Raw genomic sequence first — 469 nt, forward strand, 5'->3', positions numbered from 1 at the left:
AGGCACCGTGAGCGGGTCGCCCGCGCCACCGCCCCGGCTGATCGCCACGCTGAGCGTGGTGATGGCCGTGCCGCCCTCGATATCGATACGGTGCTGGACTCGCCGGCACTTGCCTTGCGCCAGGGCTTTGTCTTCGAGGCGCAGCGTGTGAACGGTGTCGATGCCCAACGCCAGATCGGTCGGCACTTGCCAGCTCAGCGTGGTGCCACGGTGCGCGCTCAGTAGCTGCACCGCACCGCCCCACAACAGGGTGAGCAGCGCCGCATTGCGGCGCAGTTCATCCGACAGGTCGGTGGATTCAGGGATGCCGGAAACCGGCCGGCTCGACTCCCAGTCATCCGCCTGGCTGCTTTCGATGGCCACGCTGCCACTGTCGCGAGCAATCACCTGGGTGGCTTCGTTCTCGCCGCCCAAGGCAGTCATTACCAGCTTGTAGCTCTCGGTTACTTGCTGCACCCAGCGGCGCCCA

The 469-nt window shown here is 66.5% G+C and carries 1 pseudogene; it reads right to left on the reverse strand.

Annotated features, from left to right (window positions below):
- A pseudogene (locus H3221_RS25555) lies at positions 1–456 on the reverse strand (hypothetical protein); the annotation flags it as partial.
- Positions 457–469: the final 13 nt, after the last annotated feature.

Source organism: Pseudomonas chaetocerotis (assembly GCF_015712105.2).
Taxonomy (GTDB): Bacteria; Pseudomonadota; Gammaproteobacteria; order Pseudomonadales; family Pseudomonadaceae; genus Aquipseudomonas; species Aquipseudomonas chaetocerotis.